Below are 10,427 nucleotides of genomic sequence, written 5' to 3' on the forward strand. Positions count from 1 at the left end.
ATGGATTCCTTATTCCGGCACGCCGATCTCGGCCTCGATGCGCGCGCGCAGCCCGGCGGGATCGGCCTGGTAGCGGGCCAGCTCGGCCAGCACGCGCTGGACGCCCTGGGCGTTACGCCGCCAACCGGCGCCCCATGCCCAGTCCAGATAGGCGTCCAGCCGCGCGCGCTCGACACCCAGCTCGGCGGCCAGCGCATAGACCGCGTCGACGCTGCCGCTTGCATCGGCCGGCTGTGTCGCGCGCGTGTCCGCAGGGCGCACCGCAACGCTTGCCGGTGCGGCGGCTGTTTGCTCCGGTATGCTTGCTGGCGGCTGCGCGCCCGGCTCCGCCATGGGCGCCAGCTCGCGCATGGACGGCGCGTTGCCCTGGAGCGTGCGCGCCGCGGCATCGGCCGCGCGCAGTGTGGCCTCGTCGTCCTGTCCGGCGAGCAGGGCGGCCACGTCCACCGGCGCCTCCAGTTCGATGATCCAGTGGGCGCTGCGCACCGGCTGCCCGGTCTTGGCGTCCAGGTGCGACACCTCGCGCAGCGTCTTGGTGAGGTAGAACGGCGTGCGCTGGGCGTCGAGGAAACCGCCCAGACGTCCGCCGCGCATGAAGGCGATCGCTTCGAAGCGTTCGATGGCGCGCGAGAGGGCGTAGAAGCTGTTGGTGTGCAGCTCGAAGGCGTCGAGCGAGCGGATGCCGGGGATATAGAAGATGAAGCGGCCCGACAGGTTGCATTGGCGGTTTTGGAACTCCGGGCAGTGTTCCGGGGCGCACAGGCCGTCGTTCTCCGGGCGCAACTGGGTGCCGCGTCCACCAAAAGTGCGCAGGGCGCGCCCGCTGCGCTGATCGACCTTGGCCGGCGAGAACATCATGCAGCGCCGGGTCTGCCCGTCGGCGGAATACTCGCTCCAGTAGCGCTTCTCGCTGCGTGCCCAACACGCCAGTTCGTGCGGCATCACGCTTTGCCAGGCATCGGCGGGAAAGATGACGGGGAAGCGGTACAGGCGGATCGCGCCGTCGCCGCGGTCCTCGCCGTAGGCATCGAGGATCTGGCGCGCCAGCGCCGGATTGGGAAAATCGTTGGGGCGCACGGTGAACCACGCCACGTTCTTGGGCGCGAGCGGCGTTTTCACGTCGGGGAAGCGCTCGGCGATCTTCTGTTCGATCTGCTCGAACGTGGCCTGCTGCGCAATGCCGTCCTCGTACAGGGCGCGGATCGCCGGGTTGGCGGCCGCCGCCTTGGTGAGCACCTTGATGCCGGCGCGGATCTTGCCCGCTGTCGGGATGCGTGCTTGCCGGTGGCCGAGTATGGTGGGGGGACTGAGGGGCGTGCGTTGGGACGCTACCGGGTGGTGGCTCATGCTTCTCTCCTGGACGGTGGGTGGGGAAACAGGTCCATATTCCCACCGGACAGGGAGCATGCAACCGGCTGTGGCCTGCGGATGCTTGCCGCTGGCACCTGGCGCGCTGATGCTGGTGCCGCCACGCTTTTGAACAACTTCCGCACTGCCGCTCGCTTCACGCCCAGCGCATCGGCGATCTCCTGCGTCGCGGCGCCGCGTGCCTGCATGCTTAGCGCCGCCATCCGGCGCGCGCACGCGGTATGGACACCGGCCATGCCCGCGTGGCTGAAAATGCGGCGGTAGATGTCGTGGATTTCCTTGCACACCGCCTGGCGCTTGCCGCCCTGCGTGCGCAGCACCTGGAACGCCCGGCCGTCGCGTGACAGGAACAACCGGCTGGCAGGATCGAGCCCGCGATGGCTGGCCGCTTCCATACTGTTCCGGCCCGCGCCGGCACGCTCAGCCAGGTAGGCGTCGATGGCCGAGTTCGTTTCCCCGCAATCGAACAGCAGCGGCCGGTCGGCGCCGTTGGCGGCGATCTCGGCGCGCAGCACCGATACGCGCCGCACTTGTCCGGCCGCGTCGAGATAATCCTGCACGGTCAGTTGGGCGATTTCGAGTGGTTTGGCACCGGTGGAGAAGAGCACGTGCACGAGTGCCTTGTCGCGTAGCGGGCTGTGGCTGTGCCGGTCGATCTTCTTGAGCAGCATGCCGATCTGCGCCGGCGCCAGCGTGGCCGGAACGCGCTGCAGGAATGGCGCCTTGCTTGGACGGAAGTGCTCCAGTGCCTCAAGGTAGGCGTAGCGGTGGTTGCGCAGCAGGCTTGCGGTGGGCGATGCATCCTCATCGACGTCGAGCACGCCGACGATGTGCTGCAGCGCCTGGGCCAGGCGGCGCACCCGGACCGACACGGTGCTCTTGGTCACGCCGTGGGCGGCGGCGATCTGGCCGTATGGGATGCCTGCGGCGGCGTCGCGCAGCATGGCTTGCGTAATGGCGAGGTTGGCCGGTTCCATGATGTTCTCCTATGGATGAAGTACTCCAGGATCTTCCAGCCAAGTCGTGTGTCAAGCCAGCGCAAAAGCGGCATAAAATCGTCGGTTTTCCGGTGCAGGGGGCAGGGGCTGCGTTTGCCGGAACTTGCACCCGGGCGTAGCGCGTGGAGGGCGGCCCGCCATGGGCGCGCGTTGTCAGGGGGGGGCAGGCCGCCCGTGTTTCGGTGGGTCTGGCGGAAGGTTGCGCGCTACGCACGCGCCGTAACGGCCGCATGCACGAGCGCAAGTGGCAGCGAAGCTTGTTGGTGGGTGGGACACGCTGCGAGACGGCGGTTCATTCACCCGTCCGCAGTGCGTTCTGCCTGGTATGGGGGTAGCTGTACACTGTCCCCTTGGTGTCGATGGCGCGCGCAGCGTGCTGATGCTTCGTGCGAATCGCAACGTGCGCCCCGTTGCTTCGGTCGACGTACGCTTCACTTCACGGCTGCCAGTTCGCGGATCGCCACCCGGATTGACCTGCCATGGCATTCGAGTGGCCGGCTGTTAAGTGCATCGGGGGGGTATCGCAGCTTGACGGTTCCGGGCGGCCACAGCAATGTGTTGGTCTTCTTGTTGTGCGATGGACGGTCCAAAGCAACAATACTAGAATAGTTGGGATGTGCCTCGATGAGGGCGGTGCAGGCAGAAAGTGAAGGGAGCGGCAGTTGCGATCGCCTACGTGCAACCTCGGCATTCCAGCGTTGGTAGACCACGTATTCGAGCCCCAACAGCGCCGCCAATCCGACAGCGCAGCCCACAACCAATTTCTTTGTATCGTTGTGCATGATGCGGTCGGGTGCCAAGCTAGCCTAGCGGCGATGACAGGATTCTACATGTCCTCCGCCCCGCAAGTCTCTCCAATTGTCACTGTGCGATACGCAAAGATTGACGGGCATCGCCGCTTCGCTCCCCATCCGTTCCGATATGTTAGCGATTGTTATAAACAATAAACGCGTTGTGGCGGCCCGATCTTGCGTCGACGCCAGGGACGCGATCGTGCGTCATTTTTCTTTATCTCCTTCCCGCAGGAGGTGGTGGTGCAGTTCCGTCGTCAACTTTTCGATGCGCGCTGCCATCGTCTTGGTGATTTCCGTTAGTTCTGTGTTTTGTCGCAGGAGTACGAGCATTTGCGCGGCATACTCGGCCGACGCCACGGCGATCGCTTCCCGGTGTTTGGCGTCCGCGTCCGCGTGCGCGTTATCCCGCGCCGCTTGGCGTGTCTGGGCGAGCAAAATAAGCGGCGCCGCGTACGCCGCCTGCAGGCTAAATGCCAAATTCAACAGGATGAAGGGATAAAGGTCAAAGTGCGTGAAGCCAAGGGCATTTGCGGCAATCCAGATTGCCACGATAACGGTCTGTGCACCCAGAAACACGGGAGTTCCGAAGAACCGCGCAAAGGATTCCGCCGTTACGCCGAAAAAGTCGTTGCCAAAAGTCTTTGAAAGATGTTCATGCTGCCGATGAAAACGTAAATGGTCGACTTTTCGATCATCTTCCGAATCGGGATTCTTGATTTGAGACGAATTCATGGCACCTCTCGGAAAATACCTGCTTGCGCCTACTATATCAGAAGAGAAAATCCGCCAGCTTCGGCGGGAAGTGGCTGATCGGTACTTTCCCTCCGATGATTGGCTGCGCCTGTGGCGGGGCAGGGATTCCTGGATAGGCCGAATTGATGACCCGGGATGCTTATCCGTCTGTCGCTGCGCTTCCTATGCGAATTCCGATTCGGCCTGTCCCGGCATGCACATCCCACAGCAATTGGGGCAGTGAAGCAATACGACGAGTGTGGCCGGGGGGCATCTGTGGTTTCGATATCGGTTCTGTCTCATTGACCTGGCAGGGCATGGGCCATCGAAACCGGATTTAGTTGCGGTTCGATAGTGTTAGCCGGGACGGATTGTATTTTGCCATGGCCAGCCTGTTGTGCGACCCGGACGCAACCGCATACGAGCCATGCCGGAGGGTGGTAAGCCTGTGATAGGTGCCCGCGTTTCGTTGGCGTCGAAACCGCCGCCGGGCGCAGTGGTATCGCGGACCATGGACGGTATCGGCGAAGGTGTCCGCACGCGCATACGATGGCACAGGCCGTAGAATTGCCCCGCACGTTGGGGTCTGGACGTTATCGCAGCGTCCCGGTCGATTGTCCGGCCAGAACGGGGCCTGTACCCCGGGCGCCTCAGGCGTATATCGAACGCGGTGACGCGCTGCCTGCGCTATAGGCCGAAAACGGCCGCCAGCGACGGGAAGGCATGCGCTTGAAAGTCAAGCCTGCGCTCGCTGCGTATAATGACATAGTCCTTATCGAAAAGCCCGGCGGGCAACAGGTAGTACCCGATTGCCTGCTCGTTCCCCTCGTCCATGATCGGCGCGAGGACGAAATCGACTTGCCTGTCGCGCAGAATTGGGATGCGCCAGCGTAGCCTGTCGGGCGCGTACCGGTGGGCTCGCGCAACCTGAAGCTGCAGCACGACGCTGTCGTTGACCAGAAAGCAGCTGCAGATGGCAGTCGGTTCTGCCTTGCCACCTGCGAGCATCGCATAGCGCGCAATCTCGCTTGCGAGGAACGCGCGCGTGTCATATAAACGGCGGCGCGAACGTTCGTATTGAGCATGCGCCGCGGTGACCACACCAGCCTGCCGATACGCCTCGGTCAAGGAGCCAAACCGGTACCTGAACGTTTGGGCGCTCGGCAACTCGGGCGCTGCATTGATCAGTAACCCCGACACGCATCCATGCCTCGCCTGTAACTGGTGCAGCATGGCGAGCAACTCCAAGCTACTGTGATGCTGGCAGCGCCTGATCCGCAGCTGTTCGGCGGCCCGAAAGGCAGCGGCTGGTACCGAGGCGCGGAATGCGCCCTCGTTGCGTATCCACATCTCGGGCGGGTTGCGTATTGTGCGCGCCTTGAGCTTGTTGGAGCTGCGGTTGAAGACGATGTTGCCGATGTATTTTTCGCTGGTCAAGACGTGTCTCACCAAGTACCTTGTCCAGGGCCTGCCGCGCTCGTCGACAATCCCGCAACTGTTCAACATCGCAGCGATGCGTGTGTACCCCAGACCGAGCTCCACGTACCATTGAAATATTTTCTTGATCACCGCGACCTCATCGGGTGGCCCGATGGCGAACAGGACCCGGTCGCTCTTCTGAGACTTCCTTTCGCCGGCCGGCAAGATCTGCTTGAACTGCCCGTCGCAGTTGACCAGGACGCGGCGCAGCCCATATCCGGGTGTGCCGCCCGGTTTGAAGCCCAGTGCGACGAAGTTGCACTGCGCGGCGAAAACCTTGGCAGATAGCTCCCGGCTGAACTCGGCGGCCATGAGGCGTTTGAGCGCCTTGAGAATGGACGAAATGGCGGTGTTGTCGTTGGCGAACGGCTCGGCGCAGTAGAGCACGGGAATGCCTGCGCGCCGGCAGACATACTCGTAGTAGGCGCTTTCATCGACGTCCTGAAAGCGCCCCCAGCGGCTGACGTCGTAGACCAGGATCACGTCGAAGTCCGGTTCGCTGGTGACGTCGGCCAGGAGGCTTTGCAGGCCGGCGCGACCTTTCAGGTTCAAACCGCTTTTCCCGTGATCGACATACTGCCGCGTGATGGTCAGCGCGTTGGCCGCCGCGAAGGCGTGGAACTTGATACGCTGGTGCTCCAGTGAATAGTTCTGGTGCTCCGTCGACATCCGGCTGTATGTTGCGGCGCGCCGTAGTAGTGTGTCGGCACCCGGTTGGTCCGCGCCGCCTGTTGTTCGCATGCTACCTCCTTGTGCGCCGAAACAGCACTGCCATTGCAGGCTGCGCTCCTTTACTGATCAGCATAGACGCCGGCGGGCGGTTCGCTAGCCCGGCCGTCTGCGAAGCAGTGCGGAAAGCGCGAGTTCGATGTCTACGCCATTGTCAAAGAGGAAGCAGGCGGCGTAGTAGACGCCGTGCATTTCCCGCAGCGATTGCGCGACCAGGCAAAGCCGATGTAGTCGAATATCCATGGTCTGATCTTACCGGCGCCTCGTCGGACCGTTTTGCGCTAAGTCAAACATGGAGCGACCGGCAGATCGGCGCTTCCAGTGGCACGACGAGCACGGAACGGGTACTTGTCCTACGGCTCGACTGTCAGCGCGCCTACGAGGGGCCGGTGGAGTAGGGAATAAGATGGCCCTATTCACTTTAGGAACGCTTGCACGCAGGATGGCGCGCCGGGCTCCCATCGGCCAAGCGACGCGGCAGGTGCGCACCGGCTAACCGAAGCATAAGGCGGCAGAGGAGGGAAGATGGGCCCGAGGGGCGGAATGGCCGCGCCGGATCTTGTGACTTTGAACGCGACGATCGCGGTACGACTGGCCGACATCAGCGCGTCGCCGCACCGCGCCCTTCGTAGCGCAGCCCCGTATCGACACGGACGGCCACAGTTGCCGGCCGCCCTGCAGCTAAGCGGCGTGTAGTAATTTTTCGATAGATCGTATATGAACCATACTGGTAGCCGCAGAATCCTGGTCGTCGATGACAGCCAGGATGTCATCAACCTGCTGGTCGAAATATTCTCTTCCTGGGGGCATGAGGTCGGCACCGTCTGCTGCGGCGCTGACGCGGTCTCGGCTGTGGTCCGGTTGGCGCCCGATATCGTCTTTCTCGACATTAGCATGCCGGACATGAACGGGTTCGAAGTCGCGGCCCGGGTGCGCAGCCTGGAGGGGCGGTTGCCGAAGCTGGTGGCGTGCACGTCCTTCATGGACGCGGCATTCATGCAGAAGGCCCGCGCTGCGGGTTTCGACTTGCATGTGCCCAAAACAGCCGACTTGCCTCGCCTGCTGGCAGCGCTGGAAATTGCGTCCGCAGCGCACGGCGAGGGCAGCCGGCGTTAAGCCTTGCCCGTGGCGCTGGCGAAACGCCGCGTACGCGTTGCCGCGGCGTAGGCTCAGCGTGAGGCCGAGCGCCATGGCGACCGCCGAGGTGACGCATAGATTGAGGTCCAGTGCTGGGGGATCTGGAACTCCCGCGCGGTGCCGATGGGCCGTCAGAGGCGCGACAGCATTCCGCGCGGAATCCAAGCTATGTTGGCCCAGCGAGCCAAAATCCGAGTTGTCCGGGCGGTGTCGGTCGGCGGGTGGCGCCGCAGCAGCGCTGCCTCGGCAGAGGAGTTGGTGCGGCGCAGCGGAGCGGTCCCGTTGCGGTGCATCCGGTAGCTGCATATATGGTGCGGGGACACGACGATACCGGCCTGCGCTAGCGCCGGATAGGCTACCAGTGGCTGATGTTCTTGCTATATGCGACGGCATCTGGTGCACGCGCCGTTCCATCCCTTCGGGCTCCTTCATGCGCTAGCACGCGGACGACGACTTCGTCACGCACCCTGCCTGCGGAGGAAGCGCATTGAATAGTTCGTATCGCGTGTCGTCGCCATGATCATGCCGACCTCGACGACAATCGCCATGGCAAAGTCGGACTGCCGTTCGGTAGTCATATCGCGCCTCTATTGGGCCGGTGTTGAACTTTTTTCTCCCAAATAATTGTAGGCGCTTCCCGGTATCGTAAGATTGCAATTTACTATCAACGCCTCGATAATCTCGCGCTTGGCTATTGCTCGTGCGCGGAAGAGCAGCGCCGTGCACGGAAGTGCTAGGATTGAGAGATAGGAGCCTGAAAATGGCCGCCGAGATAAATGAGAGCTGGCTGGGCGACAGGTCGAAGATCAATATGGACGAGGAGTGGGAGGTCGCGTTCTGGACCCGGAAGCTGGGCCTGACGCGAGATCAGCTGGCCGCTGTTGTGAAGGCGGCGGGGCCGGTGGTGTTCGACGTGCTCAAAGCGCTGGACGCATAGGTGCGGCCCTGCAGCCGAGCACGCGGGATGGGAACGCGTGGCCAAGCAAAAAATTTTCCCGATGCCTGGTGACCGAATGTGTTGAGACGAGGTGCTTTCATGCCAGCAATGTCGGCATCGCTCTGACGCTCGGTGCGCAGAATAGGAGCGCGCCGGCAACGCGGTGCGTCGGAGTAAAATCACCACTGCAAATCGTGCGAGGACCCGGCACCGCTAACGCGGCTTTTTGATGGTATCTCTGATGGTGTTGCCCCTCCGCTAGACCAGAAATTTTAGCTGAATCAAGGGCTTAGGAATGCCGTAAATAATAGAGTGGGAGTAGAATTCGATGCGTAAGTTATTGATTTTAAACGTTTAATAACTTACACAAAAGTTTCACGCATTTTTTAAGCATTTGATTTTGTTGGGCTTTTAAACTACAGTTACACGAATAGCTACATAAAACTGTAGCTACTCAAAACCGTAGTTTTCAAGCCCATTTTTTATGCTCAAAAAAAAGATATTCAAGTTGGATGAAGTAGCCATTTTTGACGAAGCCATCATTCATAAACGTGGCGAGATTTGGCAATTCCAGATGTGGCTTGAGAAAGAAGGCAAGTACGCCCGTGAAAGTCTTAAAACCCGCAATCAAAGTACCGCGATAGATAAGGCTAAGAATCGTTTTCACGAAATAATGGCCGATCAAATAGCCGGTAAGACGTACTTCTCAAAGACGACAAAGCAAGGCGTCGAAGAATACCTCAAACAGCGAGCAATAGATGTTGAAGCGAAGTTGATCGTAAAAGGGCGCTACACGACGATTAAAACGCACCTTGAACACTGGCTTGACTTCATACACCGCGATACTAAGCTCAAAGAGCTTAACCGCGTTGACTGCGAAAACTATTACCAATCACGCACCAAGATCAAGAATGGTATTAGCATCAGTCAAACGACGGTTGAGAATGAGCAGAGCACCATCAATGCTATGATCTCTTGGCTTTATAAGCGTAAAGAAACATACATCGACGCATTCGACTTTAAACCGCTACCACGTATTGATAAGGGAGATGCTGCTAACAGACGTGATACATTTACGAATGACGAGATACGAGACATCAAGAAAAAACTCGAAGAGATCGTCAATATCGGTAAAAAATCTGATTTTGATGATGGCGATTTAAAAAAAGTCATTGTCGCATATTATTTCCTGATAGCTATCATCACTGGTATGCGTAAAGGAGAGCTGGTTCAATTGCGCTGGGGCGATGTTGAGTTTGTCGAAAAAGAAGTGAAGGGCCAAGCTAACAACTCACGCAGTCTTGTCAGAGTAAAAGTTCGCGGAGAAACGAGTAAAGTAAGAAAAACTCGTATATTTTACATTGAAGATTTAGAGTATTTCGACGAACTTTTCAAACTACAGTATTCGCATTACAAAAAAGAAAGCAAAGACAGGGGAGATGTTGAAACATTCGGAAATACGCTTGTCTTCAACGCTGGTAGCGGGGCTGCGCCGACGCCGAGAGTGATTGGACTTCACTTTGAAAAATTGCTTGAGCTGGCAGGAATAGAGAATACAGATAGCCGTGATTTGGCTCCAAGTTACAGCTTCCGTCATTACTTTATTACCAATATGATTAACAAAGGTTTCAATCCAACACAGGTTAGTGATGCTTGTGGCACGAGTGTAACTCAAATCGCGCAGACCTACTATCACGCGCTTGAAGACAAATTGATTGAGAATGCTTTGCCGGGTTTCCATTACAAAGATGGAATGCTGATTCCTAAGTAAAATGTGGCGTGATGGGAAGCAATAGGCCCGCTGTGTGCGGGTTTCTTGTTATCGCACACTCATCGAACACCAAGCGAAACTTCGCACGATAAGAATACGAGATAGCACTTGTTGGCAACGAAATACAAACAGCCCTACAACGCATTTTTCCAACAGCGTGCTGCATAGGCATACCCGCTGCCAAATAAACGCAGCTGAAGACGTTTTTGACGCTGTATTTTACGCTTGCGTATTTATGGCGCGCATTACAGCGGCACTGAAAATGCAGTCAAAATAAAACCCGCTATTAAAGCGGGTTTGTTTTTATAACAAACTGCTTCATTTCGCCGCAGCTTTAGCCTTGGCCGGTTTGTCATATGCTTTCAGCAGTTCATCAACTTCACCTGTAATGACCCAGCGAAATCTGCTCAACTTACGCGGCTAATGCAAAAGTAGCCGCCGGGGTTTGCATCCTCAGCGCCTGGTGTGGACGCTTGTGGTTG

8 protein-coding genes are annotated in these 10,427 nt (G+C 59.0%); 3 read left to right on the forward strand and 5 right to left on the reverse strand.

Translation table 11 applies throughout. The annotated features are described in order from the left end of the window. Window positions 1–9: 9 nt before the first annotated feature. The 5 genes from ASD15_RS22905 to ASD15_RS22920 form a co-directional block, all read right to left on the reverse strand. Entirely contained in the window at window positions 10–1,347 is a 1,338-nt protein-coding gene (locus tag ASD15_RS22905) for a hypothetical protein (protein ID WP_057157294.1), read from the reverse strand. Then, a complete protein-coding gene (locus tag ASD15_RS22910; RefSeq protein ID WP_057157295.1) occupies window positions 1,344–2,345 on the reverse strand; it encodes a tyrosine-type recombinase/integrase in 1,002 nt (333 codons plus the stop codon). Before ASD15_RS22910 ends, ASD15_RS22905 begins: the two co-directional genes overlap by 4 nt. Before the next feature lie 452 nt (window positions 2,346–2,797). After that, a complete protein-coding gene (locus ASD15_RS32615) occupies window positions 2,798–3,148 on the reverse strand; it encodes a hypothetical protein (RefSeq protein WP_157201100.1) in 351 nt (116 codons plus the stop codon). A gap of 216 nt (window positions 3,149–3,364) precedes the next feature. After that, on the reverse strand, window positions 3,365–3,892 hold the full coding sequence (locus ASD15_RS22915; protein ID WP_056388916.1) for a DUF1003 domain-containing protein: 528 nt from the start codon (window positions 3,890–3,892) through the stop codon (window positions 3,365–3,367). A gap of 687 nt (window positions 3,893–4,579) precedes the next feature. Beyond that, the gene (locus ASD15_RS22920; protein WP_057157296.1) at window positions 4,580–6,112 is read right to left on the reverse strand and encodes a recombinase family protein; all 1,533 of its coding nucleotides are present in this window, start codon (window positions 6,110–6,112) and stop codon (window positions 4,580–4,582) included. Between the two features lie 705 nt (window positions 6,113–6,817). Between ASD15_RS22920 and ASD15_RS22925 the strand changes: the two genes are divergently transcribed. From ASD15_RS22925 to ASD15_RS22930, 3 genes are all read left to right on the forward strand, one after another. Further along, window positions 6,818–7,216: a response regulator gene (locus ASD15_RS22925; RefSeq protein WP_057157297.1), complete on the forward strand. Its 399-nt coding sequence runs from the start codon at window positions 6,818–6,820 to the stop codon at window positions 7,214–7,216. 781 nt (window positions 7,217–7,997) lie between these two features. Next, window positions 7,998–8,174: a DUF3606 domain-containing protein gene (locus ASD15_RS31960; RefSeq protein WP_082552071.1), complete on the forward strand. Its 177-nt coding sequence runs from the start codon at window positions 7,998–8,000 to the stop codon at window positions 8,172–8,174. A 508-nt stretch (window positions 8,175–8,682) separates the two neighbouring features. Next, entirely contained in the window at window positions 8,683–9,945 is a 1,263-nt protein-coding gene (locus ASD15_RS22930) for a site-specific integrase (protein ID WP_229418304.1), read from the forward strand. Window positions 9,946–10,427 lie beyond the last annotated feature (482 nt).

The sequence above is a fragment of the Massilia sp. Root351 genome (genome assembly GCF_001425045.1).
Classification (GTDB): Bacteria; Pseudomonadota; Gammaproteobacteria; order Burkholderiales; family Burkholderiaceae_D; genus Rugamonas.

Excerpts from the sequence above, each read along its gene's own strand:
- ASD15_RS22915 (WP_056388916.1), bottom strand. The coding sequence starts at position 3,892 with ATGAATTCGTCTCAAATCAAGAATCCCGATTCGGAAGATGATCGAAAA.
- ASD15_RS32615 (WP_157201100.1), bottom strand. The coding sequence starts at position 3,148 with ATGCACAACGATACAAAGAAATTGGTTGTGGGCTGCGCTGTCGGATTG.
- ASD15_RS22925 (WP_057157297.1), top strand. The coding sequence starts at position 6,818 with ATGAACCATACTGGTAGCCGCAGAATCCTGGTCGTCGATGACAGCCAG.
- ASD15_RS22905 (WP_057157294.1), bottom strand. The coding sequence starts at position 1,347 with ATGAGCCACCACCCGGTAGCGTCCCAACGCACGCCCCTCAGTCCCCCC.
- ASD15_RS22920 (WP_057157296.1), bottom strand. The coding sequence starts at position 6,112 with ATGCGAACAACAGGCGGCGCGGACCAACCGGGTGCCGACACACTACTA.
- ASD15_RS22910 (WP_057157295.1), bottom strand. The coding sequence starts at position 2,345 with ATGGAACCGGCCAACCTCGCCATTACGCAAGCCATGCTGCGCGACGCC.
- ASD15_RS31960 (WP_082552071.1), top strand. The coding sequence starts at position 7,998 with ATGGCCGCCGAGATAAATGAGAGCTGGCTGGGCGACAGGTCGAAGATC.